The following is a 20569-nucleotide window of genomic DNA, read 5'->3' on the forward strand; positions in this document are numbered from 1 at the left end:
CCACGCCTCGTCGGCAGAGACCAGAAAAAGAATGCCCCGGCCACGACGGGCCGGGGCAGGATCAGTCCGAAAGGATCGGACGATTATTGCGCAGGCTGGGCCGCCGCGGTCTGGACCTCGCCCGCCGGGGCAAGATAACCGTTCGGCAACTCGACCAGCGGGCCTTCCAGCGCAAGGCTTTCAGCGCGGGTGCGGACCTTGACGCGGGTTCCGTTCGGCACGTTTTCAAACAGGTCCATGATGTCCTGGTTGAACAGGCGGATGCAGCCTGCCGAAGTCGCCTTGCCGATCGAGGACGGGTCCATCGTGCCGTGGATACGGTACATGGTGTCACGCCCGCCCTGATACAGATACAGCGCGCGCGATCCCAGCGGGTTGTCGACGCCGCCCGGCAGGCCACCCTTCAGCGGGCCGTAAAGCTCGGGCTGGGTGCGGACCATGTTCGCGGTGGGCGTCCAGCTGGGCCAGGCGTGCTTGCGCCCGATGGTGGCCGAACCCTGAAAGTTCTTACCGGCCTGACCGACGGCCACGCCGTAACGCATCGCCTCGCCGTTATCGAGCACATAGTAAAGGAACCGCGCATAGGGATCGACAACGATCGTCCCGGGCGCATCGGGGCCGTTATAGGGAACGCGCTGGCGCCGGTTCCGCTCGGTCAGGTAGGCGGGGCGGACGGCGTGAATCTCGATCGGCTGGCCATTCGGGCCCGTATCGACCCGCGCGCCATAAACGCCCTGATCAGCGGTGGGCGGCTGGGCCGGAGTCTGGGGGGTAGGCGCACAGGCGGCAAGGCCAAGACCCATCGCCAGAATGAGCGGTGCAAAGCGCATCAATGTTTCCCTTCGTAACGCGCCGCGCCAATCCAGCGCGGTCGTGGCAGCTGTGACATTGCGTCGGGCCGCGTGCCCTACCCGAGCAGAGGGCGGACACGGGGTATTTCTACCCACCGTATCAGACTGACCGCTTTGCCGCGTCAAGCCTCGGCAGGCCCGAACCACCGCAGTCGTTACCGAACTGTTGCCAAATCGCGCGATTCTCATCACCTGATCGTAGCAATTCACGCTGCAAGGGAACCCGCAGCCGCGGGGAAACGTTTCCCGCCACATCGGCCAAGAGCCGCAAATCGCGAAGGAGGCGCATTCACATGACCCTGTCCGCACTGCTTATCACCCTGATCATCGGCGCGATTGCCGGCTGGCTTGCCGGTCTGATCGTCAAAGGCCATGGGCAGGGCCTGCTGATGAATATTGTTGTTGGTATCCTTGGCGCCGTAATCGCCGGCTGGCTGTTTCCGACCATCGGCCTTGGCACTTCGGGCTCAACCCTTGGCACAATTGTCTCGGCCACAATCGGCGCAGTCATCCTGCTGGTGGTGCTGCGGCTGATCAAAAGGGCCTGACCTCAGAATCAACCCGGCCTCAGAACGACGAAAGGGATCGTATACGATCCCTTTCGTTTCCATTCTGGAAATTGCTGACGGATCAGGCTTCGGCAGGCTGCAGCGTGGGTTGGCCCGCCGCACGACCGCCGCGCAGATAGCGCGCATAGCCCAGATCCTCGGCCGCGATGTCCGGTTTGCGCCCCGAGATCAGGTCGGCAATCAGCCGCCCCGACCCCGCCGACATGGTCCAGCCCAGCGTGCCATGCCCGGTATTGAGGTATAGGTTCGGGATCGGGGTCGCACCGACAATCGGCGTCCCATCTGGCGTCATCGGCCGCAGCCCGGTCCAGAACAGCGCCTTATCGGTATCACCCGCCCCACCGAACAGCTCATTCACCGATTTCGCCAGCGTCTCTTTGCGGCGCGGGTTCAGGCTAAGGTCATAACCTGCGATCTCGGCCAGGCCACCGACGCGGATGCGGTCGCCAAGCCGGGTGATCGCAACCTTGTAAGTCTCGTCCATCACGGTCGAAACCGGAGCCCGGCTTTCATCGCTGATATCAATGGTCAGCGAATAACCCTTCAGCGGATAGATCGGCAGGCGCAGGCCCAGATGCCGCACCATCTGCGGCGAATGGGGACCCATGGCTAGCACATAGCGATCTGCGGTCAGGCGGCCTTTATCGGTGCGCACGGCGCTGATGCGGCCAACCCCGGCTTCGAGCGACTCGATATTGACGCCCCACATGAACTTGACGCCCGCCTCGGCCGCCATCTCGGCCAGCCGGTTGGTGAACAGGAAGCAATCCCCCGTCTCATCCCCCGGCAGGCGCAGCCCGCCGACGATCTCATCAGCGGCCTTGGCCAGCCCCGGCTCGGCAGCAACGCAGCCTGCGCGGTCCAAAAGCTCAAAGGGAACCCCGTCGGCCTTGAGCACCTCGATATCCTTGCCCGCCGCATCCAGCTGTTGCTGCTTGCGAAAGACCTGCAACGTACCCTGAGTACGCTCATCATAACGGATGCCCGTCTCGGCCCGCAGCTCAACCAGGCAGTCGCGGCTATATTCGGCCAGCCGGACCATACGACTTTTGTTGATGGCATAGGCCGAAGAGGTGCAATTCGCCAGCATCCGCGCCATCCACGACAGGCGCTGCCAGTCCAGCCGGGGCTGAATAACCAGGGGCGCATGGCGCTGGAACATCCATTTCAGCGCCTTCAGCGGGATGCCCGGCGCGGCCCAGGGCGAGGAATAGCCCGGCGAAATCTCTCCCGCATTGGCAAAGCTGGTTTCCAGCGCCGGTCCCGGCTGCCGGTCGATCACGGTGACCTCATGACCTGCCTTGGCCAGATACCATGCCGAAGTGACCCCCAGCACGCCCGCCCCAAGAACGATGACCTTCATCTTCGCGCACCCCCAAATCCGAGTTGGGCCAAGGATATCCAAGCGGATGGAAATGAAATCCCGATTCCATCACAAATTTACGGATAAACGACAATACTAATGCGCAATATGCGATTTCAATCGAAGATTATTCGATTATTTTCCGGAATCGCCGGACAATCGCGCCAGGGCGGCAAGAATCGCCCGGGGGCGGATTGCGACTGGCACGACCTCTGCCTAAGGTTGGAGACGCCGTCCCAGGTTTTCAGGATCATGCCAGCCCCTGCCCGCAAGAGCCCCTTTGCCCCGTTCCGTCACCGCGATTTCCGGCTGCTCTGGTCGGCCACGCTGATTTCCAACTTTGGAGGGCTGGTTCAGGCGGTTGGTGCCGCCTGGATGATGACCCAGCTAACCGATTCGGCAACGCTGATCGCACTGGTGCAGGCGTCAAACACCCTGCCGATCATGCTGTTTGCGCTGCTTTCGGGGGCGCTTGCCGATATTTTTGACCGCCGCACCCTGCTTTTGGGGGCGCAGACGTTCATGGCGCTGGTCTCGGTCATGCTCGCGGTGCTGACATGGCAGGGTTGGATGACGCCGCTGATCCTTTTGTCCCTGACCTTTCTGATCGGGGTCGGACAGGCGATCTATAACCCGCCGTGGCAGGCAAGCATGCAGGATCTGGTCCCGCGCGAAGACCTGCCGGCGGCGGTGTCGCTGAACTCGGTCGGCTTTAACCTGATGCGCAGCGTCGGCCCGGCAGTGGGCGGGATCATCACCGCCGCCTTTGGCGCAGCGGTTACCTTCGCGGTGAACGCGATCAGCTATGTGCCTTTGCTTGGCACGCTTTTGCGCTGGCATCCGGTCACCCCACCCCGCACCACAACGCCCGAGCCCTTTGTCGCGGCGGTGGGCGCGGGGCTGCGCTATGTGGCGCTGTCGCCCAATCTGGTGCGCGTGCTGTCGCGTGGGGCACTGTTCGGTTTTTCGGCCATCGTGATCATGGCGCTATTGCCGGTGGTCGCCAAACAGAACCCGGCCGGAGGTTCGCTGCTTTTTGGCCTGCTGCTTGGCTGTTTCGGACTGGGCGCGATCTGCGGGGCGCTGATCAACCCGCGTGTGCGCGAACGGCTGGACAATGAAAATGTCATCCGGCTGGCCTTTGCCGCCTTTGGCGGCTCAGCCCTGCTGCTGGCGCTGACGGAAAGCACATGGCTGCATGTGCTGGCGATGCTGCCCGCGGGGGCAAGCTGGGTGCTGGCGCTGTCGCTTTTTAATGTGACGGTCCAGCTGTCGACGCCGCGCTGGGTGGTGGCACGGGCACTGGCGCTGTACCAGACGGCGGTCTTTGGCGGCATGGCTGCGGGCAGCTGGATCTGGGGCGCGGTCGCCAACAGCTATGACGTGAACACGGCACTGATCGCGGCCTCGGTCCCGCTGTTTCTGGGCGCAATTCTGGGGCATTGGCTGCGCATCCCTGAATTCGGCACGCTGGATCTGGACCCGGTAAACCGCTTTCGCGAACCTGAACTGGCCGTGGATCTACGCAGCCGTTCGGGCCCGATCATGGTCATGGTGGATTACGAGATTGACCAGAAAGACGTGCCCGAATTCCTGCGCCTGATGGCGCTGCGCCGCAATATCCGTCGCCGCGACGGGGCACGGAACTGGGCACTGCTGCGCGATCTTGAACACCCCGAGCGCTGGACCGAAAGCTATCACATCGCCACCTGGGATGAATATATCCGCCACAACCTGCGCCGCACCAAAGCGGATTTCGAGACCTATCAGGACCTGCACAAACTGCACCGCGGCAGCGAGCCTCCGCTTGTCCACCGCATGATCGAGCGTCACACCGTCAGTCTGGACGACGATATGCCGCTGATCGGCAAGATCGAGGTACCCTGAGCGTATAGGTGAGTTTACCGGCTTTACCCAAGCCGCGCGCCGCACTAGCGTTTTCACATGCTGCGCTATCTGATCCGCCGCCTGATATCGCTTGGCCTGAGCCTGCTCGTGGCCTCGGCGCTGATTTTTTCGGTGGTCGCTTTGGTGCCCGGGGACCCCGCCAGCTTTATGCTGGGCACGGGCGCCCAGCCCGAAACGGTGGCCACGCTGCGCCAGCAGATGGGCCTGGATCTGCCGCTGCCCCTGCGCTACCTGCACTGGCTCGGCGGTATTCTGGGCGGTGATCTGGGTCATAGCTTCACTTACAAGACCCCGGTCGCAGGGATGATCCTTGACCGGATGCAGGTCTCGCTGCCGCTGGCGCTGATGGCGCTGGCGCTATCGACGCTGATTGCCCTGCCCATCGGCATGTTCGCTGCCGGACGCCGCGGGCGGGTGGGCGATACGGTGGTGATGGGCGCGACACAGGTCGGGATCGCACTGCCCAATTTCTGGTTCGCCATGCTGTTGGTGCTGGTTTTTGCGGTGAACCTGCGCCTTTTGCCGGCTGGCGGTTTCCCGGGCTGGGATCATCCCGGTGCGGCGCTGAAATCGCTGATCCTGCCCGCTGTGGCGCTGGCCCTGCCGCAGGCCGCGATCCTTGCGCGGGTGCTGCGCTCGGCCCTGATCGAGACGCTGGGACAGGACTATATCCGCACTGCACGCGCCAAGGGGCTGAGCGCGGGTCGGGCCCTGCGCCGCCACGCGCTGCGCAATGCGCTGATTCCGGTACTGACCATCCTTGGCATGCAGTTTTCGTTCCTGCTGGCCGGAGCGATCATCATCGAAAACGTCTTTTACCTGCCGGGGCTTGGCCGCCTGATCTTTCAGGCCATCACCCAGCGCGATCTGATCGTCGTGCAGGGCGCGGTGCTGGTGCTGGTCGCAGCTGTCATCCTTGTCAATTTTCTGGTCGATCTGTCCTACGCGGCCGTCGATCCGAGGCTGCGCAGATGAGGGTATCGCTGATCCTTGGGGCGCTGCTTTCGGGGCTGGCGCTGGTCGCGGCGGCGGTCTCATTCTTTTGGACGCCCGCGGATGTGACCCAGCTGGCGATTGCGCAAAAGCTGCTGCCACCCTCGGCCGAACACTGGTTTGGCACCGACCACTTTGGCCGCGACATGCTGTCGATGATCATGGTCGGTGCGCGCACCTCGATTGCTGTCGCGCTGGTGGCGGTGGGGATCGGTATGGGCTTTGGCGTGCCTTTGGGCCTTGTCGCCGCCGCCCGCAGTGGCAGTTGGCTGGACGAAACGATCATGCGCGGCAATGACCTTGTCTTTGCCTTTCCAAGCCTCGTCATCGCCATCCTGATCACCGCGGCGCTGGGGCCGTCGGCGACGAATGCGATCATCGCCATCGGAATATTCAACATCCCGGTCTTTGCCCGGGTCACGCGCGGGGCCGCCCTGCCGCTGTGGACGCTGGACTATGTCCGGGCAGCGCAGGTCGCGGGCAAGGGCCGCACGCGGATCAGCCTGCAACATATCCTGCCGAATGTCGCCAGCCTGCTGATCGTGCAGGGCACCATCCAGTTCAGCCTGGGCATCCTGGCCGAGGCAGGCCTGTCCTATGTCGGCCTTGGCGCGCAGCCTCCGACGCCAAGCTGGGGCCGGATGCTGGCCGAGGCCCAGACCATGGTCGCGCTGGCCCCGCATGTCGCCGTGATCCCCGGCCTTGCCATCGTGGTGACCGTACTGGGGCTGAACCTGCTTGGGGACGGGTTACGGGACGCTCTGGATCCCAGATTGCGCAGGTCGCCATGATCGAGACCAGCAAGCTTGCCATCAGCATCGGCACTCATGACATCCTGCACGGGATCAGCCTGCGCCTGCCGCCGGGCGAGATCACCGGGCTGGTCGGCGAAAGCGGCTCGGGCAAATCCATGGCGGCGCTGGCGATCATGGGCCTGTTGCCCGAGGGGATGCGCGCCGAGGGCCGGATCGGGCTTGACGGGCTGAACCTGCTTGACCTGCCCGAACGCGAGCTGTGCCGCATCCGGGGCAAGCGCATCGGCATGATCTTTCAAGAGCCGATGACGGCGCTGAACCCGCTGATGACCATCGGCGATCAGGTGGCCGAGGTGCTGCGCATCCATGAGGGTCTGGACCGCAAAACGGCGCTGCTGCGTGCCCGCGACCGGCTGGATCGCGTCGGCCTGACCGCCCCGCGCTTTCCGCTGACGCTTTACCCGCATGAACTATCGGGCGGTCAGCGCCAGCGCGTCGCCATCGCCCTTGCCATCGCCCTGCGCCCGGAACTGCTGATCGCGGATGAGCCGACGACCGCGCTGGACGTGACCACACAAGCCAAGATCCTTGACCTGCTGAAAGAGCTGGTGCGCGACGAGGGGATGGCGCTTTTGCTCATTACCCATGACCTGGCCGTGGTTGCAGGGGTCGCGGATCGCGTTGCGGTGATGCAGCACGGCGTCATCGTCGAAGAGGGGCCGACCGAGCAAGTCTTTCGCCAGCAGCTCCATCCCTATACCCGCGCGCTGTTTGCCGCCTCGACCCATCAGCCGCGGCTGGTGCTGCCATCGGACCAGCCCCGCCCGCTGTTGCAGGTCGAGGGCGCGGTGCGCGAGTACCCCCTGCCCCGTCGCGGCCTGACCGGCAGGCGCGACAGCCTGCGGGCGGTGGACGGCGTCAGCTTTCACATCGACGCCGGAGAGTCGGTTGGACTGGTCGGCGAGTCAGGCTGCGGGAAATCAACGCTGACGCGGGCGATCCTAGGCCTCGACCGGCTGCAGGGCGGTCGCATCCTGCTTGAAGGACAAGAGATCCGCGCCGGTCACGCCATGCCGCCCAATCTGCGCGCCGGGATGCAGGTTGTCTTTCAGGACCCATTCGGCAGTTTCGATCCGCGCTGGACAGTCGAACAGCTTGTGGCCGAACCGTTTCACCTGACCGGCCGCCCCCGCGACTGGCGCGAACAGGTGGCCGAGGCGCTGTTCGAGGTCGGCATCGCTGGGGATGCCATGCGCCGCCATATCCACGAATTTTCCGGCGGCCAGCGCCAGCGTATCGCCATCGCCCGGGCCCTGATCATCAAGCCCAGGCTGATCGTTCTGGACGAGGCGGTCAGCGCGCTTGATGTCCGGGTGCGCGCGCAGGTTTTGGACCTTCTGGCCCAGCTGCGGGTCAGCCATGGCCTGTCCTACCTGTTTATCAGCCATGACCTTTCGGTCGTGCGCCGGATCACCGACCGGGTGATGATCATGGAAAAGGGCCGCATCGTCGAATCCGGCCCCACCCATGCGGTGCTGGAAACGCCCGAACATCCCTATACCGCCAGTCTGCTTGCCGCGACGCCGCAGATCCCCGACGGGTGGAGCGTTCACGAACAGGTCAACGGGGTTGCACTTTCTTTTCCGGAACCATAGCTGCAGCACTCCCAAAGCTGAACGCAACCAAAGACCACAACCCATGCGCGAAGATCACGGCACAACCGTCCCGGCCAGCGGCAGCAAGGCTGACGGGCCCACGGCCCTGCAGGGCGGCACCGGCGCTTTGCCCCCCGCCATGCCCGAATCACCTATTCCCGATTGGTCGGCCCGCAACCGCACCCCTGATCCGCTGACGCAGCACAGCTCTGACGCCACGGCCGTGCAGTCCCGGCCTGCGGTGAATGATGCGCAAAAGGGTCAGGATCGCGCCAGTGGCAGTGCCCCGGCCGTTGCCGAATTTGCAACCATCTGAAATCACAGAAAATTCATTACGACCGGAACGGCCCGCGGTTTTCCAAAAACAACAGGCCCCGCGCTGGCAGGGCCTGTTGCTCCTCCCCTGTTGTGGCGGCCAGCCTCCCCGCGTAGCCGCCTCAGGTAACTGATCTGCTCAGGCGCTGATCAACTCTGCCTGACGCACAATCACTTGTGCCTGACGGATGGACGCGATGTCAACCAGTCGACCTTTGTATACCGTCGCGCCGGCCCCGCTACGCTTGGCCTCTTCCATCGCGGCAAGGATCTCGCGCGCCTCAGTCACGGCCTTTTCGCCAGGCGAAAAGATCTCATTCGCCAGCGCCACCTGCTTGGGATGGATCGCCCATTTTCCGACCATGCCCAAAGTGGCTGAACGCCGGGCCTGAGCGCGAAAGCCCTCATCATCGCTGAAATCGCCAAACGGTCCATCGACCGGCAGCACGCCATGGGTGCGGCAGGCGGCGACAATCGCGGTCTGCGCCCAATGCCACGGATCGGCCCAGTATTTGGCGCCCTCATGCAGCATGTAATAGTTTTCCTGCGTGCCGCCGATCCCGGTCGTGGCCATGCCCATGCTGGCGGCAAAATCTGCCGCGCCAAGGCTCATCGCCTGCAGCCGGGGGCTTGAGGCGGCGATCTCTTCGACATGGGCGATGCCGGCAGCAGATTCGATGATCACTTCCAGCGCAATGCGCCTTGAGCGGCCCTTGGCCGCCTCGACAGCGGTGACCAAGGCATCGACGGCATAGATATCGGCGGCATTGCCGACCTTGGGGATCATGATCTGGTCCAGCCGCTCTCCGGCCTGCTCAAGCAAATCGACCACGTCACGATACCACCAGGGTGTATCCAGACCGTTAATGCGAACCGACAGAGTCTTGTTGCCCCAATTGATATCGCCAATCGCCGCAATCACATTTTTGCGCGCCTGCTCTTTGTCGTCGGGCGCAACCGAATCCTCAAGGTCAAGGTTGATGACATCGGCGGCCGATCCCGCCATCTTTTCAAACAGCGCCTCGCGTGAGCCGGGACCGAAAAGCTGGCAGCGGTTCAGACGTGCGGGCGGAGCGGGTTGCGTGCGGAAGGACATATCTTGCCTTTCAGGTAAGGATGTTTCAATCAGCGCCACCGATGTGATAGATAATTGCTGCGCCAGCATCAAGCTGATTCTGCATCTGCGAAAAACCCAGCGTCTTGACGCCTCGCCGCTTTAGGCGCAGGACCGCGCTGCAAGCCTCTGGGACAGGAGAAACGACATGACCCGCACCGTCTATCTGAATGGCGACTATCTGCCGGAAACCGAAGCCAAGGTCTCGATCTTCGACCGGGGTTTCCTGATGGGTGACGGCGTCTATGAAGTGACGAGTGTGCTGGACGGCAAGATTTTAGAGTTTGCCGGTCACATGGCGCGGCTGACCCGATCACTGGCCGAGCTTGGGATGGGTAACCCCCTTAGCGAAGAGGAATGGCTTGAGGCGCATCGCCAGCTCGTCGCCCGCAATGAGGTGACCGAGGGCATGGTCTATCTGCAAGTGACCCGTGGCAACCCCGGTGACCGCGATTTTGCCTATCCGCCCGAGGAGACGCCGCAAACCGTCGTCATGTTCACCCAGTCCAAACCCGGCCTTGCGGACAATCCGCAGGCGAAAACCGGTGTGCGGGTGATCTCGCTGCCCGACCTGCGCTGGAGCCGCCGCGACATCAAGACGGTGCAGCTGCTTTACCCCTCGATGGCCAAGATGGAGGCCAAGGCCAAGGGCGTCGATGACGCCTGGCTGGTCGAGGATGGCTTCGTGACCGAGGGCACCTCAAACAACACCTATATCGTCAAGGACGGCAAGATCATCACCCGCCAGCTTTCGACCGACATCCTGCACGGCATCACCCGCAGTTCGCTGCTGCGCTACGCAGCCGAAGCGCAGATGCAGATCGAGGAACGCCCCTTCACCATCGCAGAGGCACAGGCAGCCGATGAGGCTTTCTTCACCTCGGCATCGGCTTTCGTGATGCCGGTGGTAGAGGTCGATGGCGTCACACTCGGCGCGGGCAAGCCCGGCCCGGTGGCAACCCGCCTGCGCGAACTCTATCTGGAAGAATCGCGCAAATCCGCAGTCTGAAGCCCGGATCAGAACCACCTGAACGAACAAGGCGCGGGGACCAACCCCGCGCCTCTTGCTTGCCAGAACCTGAACCGCTGCCTTAGCGCGAAGAGGTCTCCCGGACCACGCTGATGTCCCTTACGTCGCGCACTTCCGTATCGCGCAGCACGGCGATCGGTTCGCCATCAAGCAGCAGGCGAACGTCCGAGCCATCCTGAACCAGCTCATAGCGACCTTCGCCTTCGTAATCCTCTGCCAGCGTGACAGTGATGGTATCGGCGCTGCCATAACGGATATCCGCCTCGCCACCGATATCGCTGCGCAGCACCAGCTCATCCGCGCCGCTGCCACCATCGACGATATCGCCGGCGCCTGCATGAATGGTGTCATTGCCATCCCCACCCAGCAACGTATCCGGCCGCTCGGGGTCCGATGCATCGGGCGACAGAATCAGGTCATCGCCATCCTCGCCGTCGATAAAGACCGAACCACCATGATCCTCGATACGATCATCACCATCGCCGCCGGTGATCGAATGATTGCCGAGGTTGGTGATGATGGTGTCGTTGCCCGAGGCGCCGTCGATGGTGTCGTTCCCTTCATCCACGCCGGGGTTGTAGGCACCGTAAAGATCATCGTCTTTGCCCAAGTATATTTCGTCATCGCCCGCATCGGCAATCACGGTGTCATTGCCTGCGCCGGTGCCGATCAGATCATTACCCGCACCGCCATTGACCCTGTCATCGCCGTCATAGCTCAGGATGCCGTCATCGCCGTCGGTGCCGGTCATCTCATTATCCTCACCATCACCCTCGATCAGCTTGTCGGGATACAGCCGGGGATCATCCGAGGGACCCTCCGGCGGATGGTCGTCGTCATTGCTCGACACCAGCGAGCCGATGCCGGCAAGGCCAAGAAGGCCGAGCACCAGAAAAATGGTCTCATTCATCGCGAAATCTCCGAAGCGGTCGGCGGCAAGATAGACCGGCCCCGCCCTGCCCCGCAACTGCCCGCATTCCTGCGATGTCTTCCGTGGGCAAATATCCAGCAAGGGGAGGCCGCCGCACCGGCGGCGGACGGGGAACGCGAAGTTCCCCTGCGACCGCGCAGCTCAATGCCCCAGAATCTGGGAAAGGAACAGTTTGGTCCGCTCAGAGCGGGGGTTATTGAAGAACTCCTTGGGAGTGTTCTGCTCGACGATCTGCCCCTGATCCATAAAGATCACCCGATGCGCCACTGCCTGCGCAAAGCCCATTTCATGGGTAACGCACAGCATGGTCATGCCCTCTTCGGCAAGCTCGATCATGGTATCGAGCACCTCCTTGATCATCTCGGGATCCAGGGCCGAGGTCGGCTCGTCAAAAAGCATGATCTTGGGCCGCATGCATAGCGCACGCGCGATCGCTACCCGCTGTTGCTGCCCGCCGGAAAGCTGACCGGGGTATTTGTGGGCCTGATCGGGGATCCTGACCTTGGTCAGGAAATGCATGGCGATCTCTTCGGCCTCGCGCTTGGGAATCTTACGCACCCAGATCGGGGCAAGCGTGCAGTTCTCAAGAATGGTCAGATGCGGAAAGAGATTGAAGTGCTGAAACACCATTCCGACTTCCGAACGCACCTTGTCGATGTTCTTGAGGTCATGTGTCAGCTCGGTCCCATCGACGATGATCTTGCCGGCCTGATGCTCTTCCAGACGGTTGATACAGCGGATCAGCGTCGACTTGCCGGACCCCGAGGGGCCGGCAATGACGATACGCTCACCCCGGCTGACGACCAGATCGATATCGCGCAGGACGTGAAAAGTGCCGTACCACTTGTTGAGCTTGGCGATTTCGATGGCGGTTTCGCCGGTCATCGCGGGGGCTGCGTTGGTTTGTGCAGTCATGGTTGGCCTCCTTCAGCGGTGGTCGCGCTTCAGCCGGCGTTCCAGATACATGGAATAGCGCGACATGCCGAAGCAGAGGATGAAAAAGATCGCGCCGACAAAGATGTAGGGCTCCCAATAGGCGCCTTTCCATTCAAAGCTTGCGCGGATGGTGTCGGCCATCGCCTTTAACGGATCGAACAACCCGACGAACACGACCAGCGTCGTGTCCTTGAACATGCCGATGAAGGTCGAGACGATGCCAGGGATCGAGATCTTGAGTGCCTGCGGCAGGATGATCAGCCGCTGTGCTTTCCAATAGTCCAGCCCCAGCGCATCGGCTGCCTCGTACTGCCCCTTGGGCAGGGCTGCAAGCCCGCCACGGATCACCTCGGCCATATAGGCCGAGGCAAACAGCGTCACCATGATGATGACCCGCAGGATGATGTCGAAATTCGTCCCCGGCGGCAGGAAATAGTTCAGCAGCAGCGACGCCACGAACAGCAACGTGATCAAGGGCACACCGCGGATGAACTCGATGAACATCACCGCCAGCATCTTGATTACCGGCAGGTCCGAACGCCGGGCCAGCGCAAGGATGATCCCTGCCGGCAGGGACAGCGCGATACCCGCAACACCAATGGTGATCGACAGTACGAAACCGCCGAACTGGTCCGACGACACCGGCTGCAATCGCAAGGGCAGCACACCGGCCAGGGACGAGGTCAGGGGTCCGGCAGCGACCAGCCACCAGGCCACGGCCGCGACAACACCCAGCGCAAAGGCCAAAAGGCCGAACCGCGCCACCAGCAGGCGCCAGACGATAAAGCCGATCACGAAACCGGCCAGTGCCGCAATCTCACTCCACAGCGAACCGCCCCAAAGCAGCCAGACTGCGATGAACGGATAAACCAGGGTCGCCAGCAGCGACCAGCCGGGGCGGGTCTCGATCAGCGCGCTCCAGCCCAGCATGACCAGCGCGGCAGCCAGCAGCACCGCGCCACCCGCGCCAAGCAGGCTGGCAACCAGCAGCGTCAACACCACCGCCAGGCCTAGCACGATGCGTCGCGCCCGCTCGCTGTCCGCAAACAGCACCGGAGCAAGCGCAAGGAACAACAGGCCAAAGGCCAGCACCGGCCGCCAGTAAAGCGTCTGCGGATAAAAGCCGAACAGGAACTGATTCCAGCGATGTTTGATGATGGCAAAGCAGGCGCCATCCGTCCCCTGCCCCCAGGTCTCGGCAATGATCTGGCGGCATTCTGCCATGCTGTTTGCGTTCCAGACCCCGTGGACAAGCCATGGCCCGACAATGCTGGCCACCAGCCAGACGATGCCAAGACCGATCAGGGTCAGGACGATGTTCAGCGGCCCGGAAAACAGGTTCTCGCGCAACCATTTGATCGCCCCGGTCTCGGCCAGAGGCGGAGGTTCGGGCGGCAGCATGGTTTCGCGTACATAGGCAACGGTTTCTGCATGAGTGTCGCTCATCTCACCGCTCCTTCAGCTTGACGCGGCTGTTGAAGATGTTCATCCCGCCCGAAATGATCAGGCTTAGTGCCAGATAGATGCCCATCATCAGCACCATGCATTCCATCTCGCGTCCGGTCTGGTTCAGCGTGGTACCGCCCAGCGTGCCGCGCAGATCCATATAGCCGACCGCGATGGCCAGAGAACTGTTCTTGGTCAGGTTCAGATACTGCGAAATCAGCGGCGGCACGATCACCCGCAGCGCCTGGGGCAGCACCACCAGCGACATGGTCCGGCGTGGCCTCAGCCCCAGCGCGAATGCCGCCTCGGTCTGACCACGGCTGACAGCCAGAATGCCGCCGCGCACGATCTCGGCGATAAAAGCGCCGGTATAAAGGGTCAGCGCCAGCCACAGAACCACCAGCGCGTTATCAAGATTTATGCCATCGGCAAAGTTGAAGCCGCGCAGCACCGGCGGCACCAGATGCAGGCCGAAATACCAGGTCAACAGCAGCAGCGGCACGGCAAAGATCGCAAGGCTGATCCACCAGGTCGTCGGGCGGGTCCCGGTCCGGTCCTGCACCGCCTGCGCCCAGACCCGCAACCGCCGCCAGGCGATCCATGCGACAACGATGACCACGACATAGGCGATCAGCGCCCAGCTGATCGCTTCGCGCCCCAGGGCGATGGTGCCCGGCGGGTTGGTCATGCCCAGTGAGGGGATGGCGGTATAGCGGTTCGTCGGCGCGATCAGGTCAAACAGGATCATCTGCGCAGCAGGATTTTCGCCGCGATAGGCGTTCGGTGCGGGCATGACCTCGGTAAAGATCGCAAGGCAGACGAGAATCCACAAAAGCACCGGGATATTGCGAAACACCTCGACATAGATCGTCATCAGCCGCGCGATCAGCCAGTTCGAGGATAGTCTTAACACACCGACGACCACGCCCAGCACAGTGGCCGCAATGCAGCCCAACAGGGAAACCAGCAGCGTGTTCAGCAGCCCCACGATGGTGGCGCGCAGATGGGTGTCGTCTGAGTTGTAGGGAATGAGCTGTTGCGGAATGTCATATCCCGCACGGCGGAATAGAAAGTCAAAGCTGAGCGTTTTGCCCATCGCGGACAGGTTGCGCAGCGTGTTGTCGATCAGCCAGCTCGCCATCACCATGACAAGGATGAAGACAATCGCCTGCAAGGTCAGCGAGCGGTAGCGCCGATCATAGATCAGCATCGACAACCGGAACGGCGGATGGTCCGCCCCCGTGTAAGTCACCATATTTTAACCCCCTGTTTCCGGCTTGGATGTCGGGCCTTTGGCCTCTGTACTGCCGGTCAAGCCTGGGGGCGCCCGGGGGCATAGGGCCCCCGCGCGCCCTTTTTCAGATGCGATTACCGGAAGGGCATCGCATACATCAGGCCTCCCTGGGTCCATTGAGCGTTCAGGCCGCGCGCAAGGCCAATGGGGGTCTGCTCGCCAATGGTGGCAGCAAAGATTTCGCCATAGTTTCCGCCGGCCTTGATCGCCCGCTTGGCCCATTCGGCATCTAGGCCGATCATCTTGCCCAGCTCATCGGTCGTGCCCAGCAGACGCTGAACCTCGGGGTTGTTCGAGCTTTTTGCCAGCTCGTCGATATTGGCCGAGGTGACGCCGTATTCCTCGGCCGCGATCAGCGCGTAAAGGGTCCAGCGCGCGATATCAGCCCAGTTGCTGTCGCCATGGCGGACCGCCGGGCCGAGAGGCTCTTTCGAGATGATCTCGGGCAGGATGATGTGGTTTTCCGGGTCGGCAAAGCTTGCGCGCGTCGCGGCAAGACCTGATGCATCGGTCGTATAGGCATCGCAGGCGCCGGCCAGATACTGCTGCTCGCCCTCGGCATTGCTGTCGATGTTGACCGGCTGATACTCCATGTTGTTGGCTTTGAAGTAATCTGCCAGGTTCAGCTCGGTCGTGGTGCCGGTCTGGATGCAGATCGTCGCGCCGTTCAGCTCTTTGGCCGAGGACACGCCCAGATCTTTACGCACCATGAAGCCCTGACCATCGTAATAGTTCACGCCGATGAAATCGAGCTTGAGGTCGGTATCGCGCTGGAAGGTCCAGGTCGAGTTGCGGGCCAGAATGTCCACCTCGCCCGAGGAAAGGGCGGTGAACCGGGTCTGGCCGGTGGTCGGCACATATTTGATCTTGGTGGCATCGCCAAGAACGGCCGCAGCCAGCGCCTTGCAGAACGAAACGTCAAAGCCCGACCAGTTCCCGTTCGCATCGGGGGCGGCAAAACCGATCAGGCCGGTGTTCACGCCGCAATTCAGCACGCCGCGGGCCTTGACCTCTTTCAGCGTGTCTCCCTCTGCGGCCAGCGCGCCCGAGGCCGCCAGGGCGACCGCTGTCACAGAGCCGAAGAATACGGATTTCTTCATAGATTTCCCCACTGTTGTTCCCGGTCCCGCCGAGGAATGAGCCGTAACTGGGCCATTGGCGGGCCCGGTTTATGCAAGGAGGCTTTATACCCCCATAAGCGGCATTGTGCCGATAGGGGGCCATGCGTCAAGAAAGAACCCAAACCAGACGGTTCAGCTGCGACTAAGCTGCCAGAACCGTTCGGAACTGCGCAGGGCGACCAGACGGTTCCGGGCCGCCTCATCGGCCTCGGTATCCCGACCCCATCGTTGTGCCTGAAATTCTTCATCAATTCGTGACAGCGCATGGGCCGTATCAGCGTCGATCCGGCCCCGGATTACCGCCAGTCCAAGGATCAGCGAACCAGGCAGCGTCACAAGATCGTGCAACGCCGTCAGGCCGAATGGATCAAGCTCTGCCACCTCGGCATGCAGTTTTCCCAGCACCGCTGGTTCCTGCGGCACGGGAATCACGCCATGGGTGATGCGCAGGGGCGCCTTCAGTTCGGTCGCGGCCCAGTCGATCAGCGGGTCCCAGCCCTCGGCCTGAGCGCGGACAAGTGTTTCGGGCGCGTCGGCACGATAGGATAAAAGGTCGGTTCCGCCATATTCAGCAAGCATTGCCGCGACCTGGGCGAATTGCGGGATCACCTTTTCAATGGCCGAGTTCGCGGCACGGGTCAGCGGCATGTCCTGAGGATTGATCACATCCTCGACCGTCTGCCATTCTTCGGCAATGGCTTCGGCCAAAGCCCCAGCCGGCAGGATCAGCGGTTGCTTGCCCGGCGTGCGCAAGGGCCGCTCGTCCAAAAGAACCGTCCAGCCCCCGGCTTCCTTGCGCAGGTTCACGGATTTCCAGAACCGGCGCGCCTTCCATTCACTCATTCGCCCACTCCAACAGGGCGCGGGTCAGGGCGGGATAGTCCGGGGCGACCAGCCGCGCACCGGCCGCGTGCAGATCCTCGGCCGGGTGAAAGCCCCACTGGACGCCGAACCCGGCAACACCCGCCGCCCGCGCCATTTCCATATCGAAAACAGTATCGCCGATCATCACCGCCCGCCCGGCCTCGACCCCGGTTTCGGAAAGCGCGCTTTCCAGCATCGCCGGATGTGGTTTCGAAGGATGCCCGTCCGCCGATTGCCGGGTGATAAAACGTCGCGTCAGCCCATGCGCATCAAGGGTCGCCGCCAGCCCCCGCGCTGGCTTGCCGGTGGCAATACCCAAAAGCACCTCGTCCATCGCCGCCAGCGCATCCAGACAGTCCAGCGCGCCGGGATACAGCGGCGGCCGTGCCCCTGCCAGCCGTTCCGCGATGAATGCTTCGCGGTAGCCAGCGACGACGCGCTCGTGCAGGTCTGGCCCGGCCTCCGGCAACAGCCGCGCCACCGCCACCGGCAGTGACAGACCGACGATGGACAGGATGCGCGCCGGCTCCATCTCGGGCAGGCCTGCGCCTGCCATGGCGCTGTTCATCGCATGGGTAATCTCATGCTGGCTGTCAACCAGCGTGCCGTCGATGTCAAAGATGACCAGTTTCATGTTGCCTCGGCAAATGGGTCCTCGGGCACATCGTTTTCCGACCAGCCCAGTGTTTTCCACGTCCGGACCATGTGGTCGGGCAAGGGCGCGGTCACAGTGATCAGCTTTTTGGTGATCGGATGCTCGAAACGGATCATCCGAGCGTGCAGATGCAGTTTGCGGCTGATCTCTCCGCCAAGCTGGGCGCCCCATCCGTCACCGGGGTTTTCCTGACCCGAACCGCCATATTTGCCGTCGCCCACAATGGGATGGCCGATCCCGGCCATATGGGCGCGCAGCTGATGGGTGCGGCCCGTCACCGGGACCATGGCAACCCATGCCGTGCGGCTGCCCAAAGCGTCCAGCACCGCAAAATCGGTATGGGCGCGCTTGGCCCCTTCGGTCGAGGCGACGGCAGAAGGATGCACGGTCATCATCTTTTCGCCTTCGCCGCCGCGCCCACGTCCCGGTGCCTTGACCAGCCCGTATTTGATCGACCCCATGCGCGGGCTGGGCACGCCGGCCACCGCCGCCCAGTAGATCTTGCGGGTCAGGCGATGGCGAAACGCTTCGGACAAAGAGCGTGCGATCCGGTCGGTGCGCGCCAGCAGCAAAACACCCGAGGTGTCCTTATCCAGACGGTGCACCAGCTTGGGCCGGTCCTTGTAGCCAAACATCAGCGCCGCGGTCAGCCCGTCCACGTGCCGGTCCCCCTGCCCCGAACCACCCTGAGAAGGCAGGCCCGGAGGCTTGTTCAGCGCAATGATATGTTCGTCGCGCCACAAGACGCAGGACTGGATCATCTCGGCATCGGACTGTTTCACCGCCGCCCTGGGACGGGCGGGCACAGGTCCCGAGGCCGCCACAGGCAACGGCGGCACACGTACCTCTTGGCCCGCCTCAATGCGGGTATTGGCTTTGACCCGTCCACCATCGACGCGCAACTGACCGGTGCGGCACCATTTCTCGACCGCGCCCTGGGTCAGCTGGGGAAAACGCTTTTTCAGCCAGCGGTCGATACGCTGATCGCCTTCGTCCGCGCTGACGCGGATGGTTTGCACGCCGCTCACGAGAACAGCCCCCGACCAATGACCAGCCCCATGACCACCGCCGCAAGCGACAGGATCACCGAGCACAGCACATAACCCAGCGCAACCGCGCCCGCGCCACGCTCCCACAGCGTTGCCGTATCCAGTGCAAACGCGGAAAAGGTCGTAAAGCCGCCCAGCACCCCGGTCAGCAGAAAGGGCGCGAGATGCTGCCCGCCGCGATGCGCGAGCAAGGCCGCAAGCAGCCCCATCGCCAGGCAGCCGACGATGTTCACGATCAACGTGCCCAGAGGAAAACCCTGTGTCATCCGCCCGGCCAGAATATTGACGCCGTAGCGCGCAGCGGACCCCAAGGCCCCGCCCAGCCCGACCTGAAGAAATGTATGTGTCATGCCTTGTCCTCTGTCCGCCGCTTCTGGCGCAGCCCGGCGAACCATTCAACGCGCTTTTTCAACTCACGCTCGAAACCGCGTTCGACGGGCAGATAGAAAACCGGCCGCTTCATGTCGTCGGGGAAATAATTCTGACCCGAGAATCCGTCCTCGGCGTCGTGGTCATAGCGATAGCCCGCACCATAGCCCTGATCGGCCATCAATCCGGTCGGTGCGTTCAGAATATGCTTGGGCGGCATCTGGCTGCCCGAGCGTCGCGCCAGATCTCGCGCCGCTTTATAGGCGACATAGCCGGCATTCGATTTGGGCGCCAGCGCCAGATAGATCGTGGCCTGCGCCAGCGCCAGCTCTCCCTCGGGGCTGCCCAGCCGTTCGTAAAGTGCCCAGGCGTCAAGGCAATGGCGTTGCGCGGCAGGATCGGCCAGGCCGATATCCTCGACCGCCATACGGGTCAGGCGGCGGGCGAGATAGCGCGGGTCCTCTCCGCCTTCGAGCATACGCGACAACCAGTACAGCGCCGCATCGGGATCACTTCCACGCACCGATTTGTGCAGGGCCGAGATCAGATTGTAATGCTCATCACCCGACTTGTCGTATTTCGCCGCGCGCCTCATCAAACGCTGCGCCAGTTGGTCGGTGTCGAGCTTGCCCGGGACCCGCCAGGCCATCACCTGCTCGATCAGGTTCAGCGCGGCGCGGCCATCGCCATCTGCCATCTCCAGCAGCCGGTCGCGCGCCTCGGCGGTCAGGGGCAGCGGGCGATCAAGCTCTTTCTCGGCCCGCTGCGCCAGACGTTCCATATCGGCAAGGCTCAGCCGCTCCAGCACGATGACCTGAGCGCGGGACAACAGCGCGGCGTTCAGCTCAAAACTAGGGTTTTCGGTAGTGGCACCGACCAGCGTGATGGTGCCATCCTCCATATGCGGCAGGAAACTGTCCTGCTGCGCCTTGTTGAAACGATGGATCTCGTCCACGAACAAAAGCGTGCCCCTGCCTTGCTGGTGACGCAGACGGGCTGCGTCAAAAACCTTGCGCAGTTCGGGCACACCCGAAAAAATCGCCGAGATCTGCACGAAAGCCAGGTCGGTTTCCTGTGCGAGCAGACGCGCGATGGTGGTTTTCCCAACCCCCGGCGGCCCCCAGAGAATCAGCGACGACAGGCTGCCGGCATGCAGCATGGCGCCAAGTGGCCCGTCCGGGCCCAGCACCTTGTCCTGACCAACGACATCAGCCAGCCGTGCCGGTCGAATCCGGTCGGCCAGAGGACGCGCCACAGCGCGCGCAGGTTCGCCCGAGGCGGGCGCGGTATCAAACAGATCAGCCATGCGGACGGTATGTTACGCCGCCCGCATCATCGGCGAAAGGCCCTG

The 20569-nt window shown here is 63.0% G+C and carries 20 protein-coding genes; 7 read left to right on the forward strand and 13 right to left on the reverse strand.

Annotated elements, in window-relative coordinates:
* Window positions 1-83: 83 nt before the first annotated feature.
* Entirely contained in the window at window positions 84-830 is a 747-nt protein-coding gene (locus tag PARACOCCUSGL_RS0109375; RefSeq protein ID WP_010395634.1) for a L,D-transpeptidase, read from the reverse strand.
* Between the two features lie 314 nt (window positions 831-1144).
* Between PARACOCCUSGL_RS0109375 and PARACOCCUSGL_RS0109380 the strand changes: the two genes are divergently transcribed.
* Window positions 1145-1399: a GlsB/YeaQ/YmgE family stress response membrane protein gene (locus PARACOCCUSGL_RS0109380; RefSeq protein WP_010395637.1), complete on the forward strand. Its 255-nt coding sequence runs from the start codon at window positions 1145-1147 to the stop codon at window positions 1397-1399.
* An 82-nt stretch (window positions 1400-1481) separates the two neighbouring features.
* On the opposite strand, the gene PARACOCCUSGL_RS0109385 is transcribed toward PARACOCCUSGL_RS0109380, so the two are convergent.
* Window positions 1482-2783 (reverse strand): D-amino acid dehydrogenase, encoded by a 1302-nt coding sequence (locus tag PARACOCCUSGL_RS0109385; RefSeq protein WP_010395639.1) that lies wholly within the window; start codon window positions 2781-2783, stop codon window positions 1482-1484.
* Between the two features lie 252 nt (window positions 2784-3035).
* Here PARACOCCUSGL_RS0109385 and PARACOCCUSGL_RS0109390 point away from each other — a divergent pair, with 252 nt between their 5' ends.
* From PARACOCCUSGL_RS0109390 to PARACOCCUSGL_RS0109410, 5 genes are read left to right on the forward strand one after another with little or no spacing between them, the layout of a single operon-like run.
* Window positions 3036-4670, forward strand: a complete 1635-nt coding sequence (locus PARACOCCUSGL_RS0109390) for an MFS transporter (protein ID WP_010395641.1) — start codon at window positions 3036-3038, stop codon at window positions 4668-4670.
* 57 nt (window positions 4671-4727) lie between these two features.
* Window positions 4728-5666: an ABC transporter permease gene (locus PARACOCCUSGL_RS0109395; protein WP_010395644.1), complete on the forward strand. Its 939-nt coding sequence runs from the start codon at window positions 4728-4730 to the stop codon at window positions 5664-5666.
* On the forward strand, window positions 5663-6475 hold the full coding sequence (locus PARACOCCUSGL_RS0109400; protein ID WP_010395647.1) for an ABC transporter permease: 813 nt from the start codon (window positions 5663-5665) through the stop codon (window positions 6473-6475). Before PARACOCCUSGL_RS0109395 ends, PARACOCCUSGL_RS0109400 begins: the two co-directional genes overlap by 4 nt.
* Window positions 6472-8094, forward strand: coding sequence for an ABC transporter ATP-binding protein (locus PARACOCCUSGL_RS20445; RefSeq protein ID WP_010395650.1), 1623 nt, complete (start codon window positions 6472-6474; stop codon window positions 8092-8094). The genes PARACOCCUSGL_RS0109400 and PARACOCCUSGL_RS20445 overlap by 4 nt, the downstream gene beginning before the upstream one ends.
* A gap of 43 nt (window positions 8095-8137) precedes the next feature.
* Entirely contained in the window at window positions 8138-8410 is a 273-nt protein-coding gene (locus PARACOCCUSGL_RS0109410; RefSeq protein WP_010395652.1) for a hypothetical protein, read from the forward strand.
* A 138-nt stretch (window positions 8411-8548) separates the two neighbouring features.
* On the opposite strand, the gene PARACOCCUSGL_RS0109415 is transcribed toward PARACOCCUSGL_RS0109410, so the two are convergent.
* The gene (locus PARACOCCUSGL_RS0109415) at window positions 8549-9505 is read right to left on the reverse strand and encodes an L-malyl-CoA/beta-methylmalyl-CoA lyase (RefSeq protein WP_010395653.1); all 957 of its coding nucleotides are present in this window, start codon (window positions 9503-9505) and stop codon (window positions 8549-8551) included.
* A 166-nt stretch (window positions 9506-9671) separates the two neighbouring features.
* On the opposite strand from PARACOCCUSGL_RS0109415, the gene PARACOCCUSGL_RS0109420 reads away from it, so the two are divergent.
* Window positions 9672-10532 (forward strand): D-amino-acid transaminase, encoded by an 861-nt coding sequence (locus tag PARACOCCUSGL_RS0109420; RefSeq protein ID WP_010395655.1) that lies wholly within the window; start codon window positions 9672-9674, stop codon window positions 10530-10532.
* 82 nt (window positions 10533-10614) lie between these two features.
* Here PARACOCCUSGL_RS0109420 and PARACOCCUSGL_RS0109425 read toward each other — a convergent pair whose 3' ends face one another.
* The 10 genes from PARACOCCUSGL_RS0109425 to PARACOCCUSGL_RS0109470 all read right to left on the reverse strand — a co-directional run bounded on the left by PARACOCCUSGL_RS0109425 (window position 10615) and on the right by PARACOCCUSGL_RS0109470 (window position 20524).
* Window positions 10615-11463, reverse strand: a complete 849-nt coding sequence (locus tag PARACOCCUSGL_RS0109425) for a calcium-binding protein (RefSeq protein WP_050804180.1) — start codon at window positions 11461-11463, stop codon at window positions 10615-10617.
* 162 nt (window positions 11464-11625) lie between these two features.
* On the reverse strand, window positions 11626-12399 hold the full coding sequence (locus PARACOCCUSGL_RS0109430) for an amino acid ABC transporter ATP-binding protein (RefSeq protein WP_029371931.1): 774 nt from the start codon (window positions 12397-12399) through the stop codon (window positions 11626-11628).
* A 12-nt stretch (window positions 12400-12411) separates the two neighbouring features.
* Window positions 12412-13866: an amino acid ABC transporter permease gene (locus PARACOCCUSGL_RS0109435; RefSeq protein ID WP_010395661.1), complete on the reverse strand. Its 1455-nt coding sequence runs from the start codon at window positions 13864-13866 to the stop codon at window positions 12412-12414.
* Window position 13867: 1 nt separating this feature from the next.
* The gene (locus PARACOCCUSGL_RS0109440; protein WP_010395663.1) at window positions 13868-15121 is read right to left on the reverse strand and encodes an amino acid ABC transporter permease; all 1254 of its coding nucleotides are present in this window, start codon (window positions 15119-15121) and stop codon (window positions 13868-13870) included.
* Window positions 15122-15234: 113 nt separating this feature from the next.
* Complete coding sequence (locus PARACOCCUSGL_RS0109445; protein WP_010395665.1) at window positions 15235-16260, reverse strand: amino acid ABC transporter substrate-binding protein; 1026 nt, start codon at window positions 16258-16260, stop codon at window positions 15235-15237.
* Between the two features lie 153 nt (window positions 16261-16413).
* The gene (locus PARACOCCUSGL_RS0109450) at window positions 16414-17124 is read right to left on the reverse strand and encodes an ATP12 family chaperone protein (RefSeq protein ID WP_010395667.1); all 711 of its coding nucleotides are present in this window, start codon (window positions 17122-17124) and stop codon (window positions 16414-16416) included.
* A complete protein-coding gene (locus tag PARACOCCUSGL_RS0109455; protein ID WP_010395669.1) occupies window positions 17117-17779 on the reverse strand; it encodes an HAD-IA family hydrolase in 663 nt (220 codons plus the stop codon). Before PARACOCCUSGL_RS0109455 ends, PARACOCCUSGL_RS0109450 begins: the two co-directional genes overlap by 8 nt.
* Window positions 17776-18828: an RluA family pseudouridine synthase gene (locus tag PARACOCCUSGL_RS0109460; RefSeq protein WP_010395671.1), complete on the reverse strand. Its 1053-nt coding sequence runs from the start codon at window positions 18826-18828 to the stop codon at window positions 17776-17778. The genes PARACOCCUSGL_RS0109455 and PARACOCCUSGL_RS0109460 overlap by 4 nt, the downstream gene beginning before the upstream one ends.
* A complete protein-coding gene (gene crcB / locus PARACOCCUSGL_RS0109465) occupies window positions 18825-19199 on the reverse strand; it encodes a fluoride efflux transporter CrcB (protein ID WP_010395674.1) in 375 nt (124 codons plus the stop codon). Before crcB ends, PARACOCCUSGL_RS0109460 begins: the two co-directional genes overlap by 4 nt.
* Window positions 19196-20524, reverse strand: a complete 1329-nt coding sequence (locus tag PARACOCCUSGL_RS0109470; RefSeq protein ID WP_010395676.1) for a replication-associated recombination protein A — start codon at window positions 20522-20524, stop codon at window positions 19196-19198. Before PARACOCCUSGL_RS0109470 ends, crcB begins: the two co-directional genes overlap by 4 nt.
* Window positions 20525-20569 lie beyond the last annotated feature (45 nt).

Source organism: Paracoccus sp. TRP (assembly GCF_000185925.1).
Classification (GTDB): Bacteria; Pseudomonadota; Alphaproteobacteria; order Rhodobacterales; family Rhodobacteraceae; genus Paracoccus; species Paracoccus kondratievae.